Raw genomic sequence first — 224 nt, forward strand, 5'->3', positions numbered from 1 at the left:
TAAGTAGACAATCATCGCAAGAATCACTTGATTCTCCACGCCTTGTTCAGACTGTGAATAGTACGTTTTAATGGTCAAATGTTGTTTGATGTGCTTGAAAAACAACTCGATCTGCCATCTTGATTGATACATCTTTCCGATGTCCTCTGCTGAAAGATCCATTCGGTTCGTCAGGATACGTAGATTCGATTGATGCTTACGTTCAATCGTTACTAAGCGAAACA

At 39.7% G+C, this 224-nt stretch carries 1 protein-coding gene; it reads right to left on the minus strand.

The genetic code is table 11. The features are described from left to right. Positions 1-224 (minus strand): transposase (locus ACYQ2O_RS13880; RefSeq protein ID WP_459796892.1); only part of this gene is annotated, 224 nt, incomplete at both ends.

It is taken from the genome of Alkalibacterium sp. m-11 (assembly GCF_054658155.1).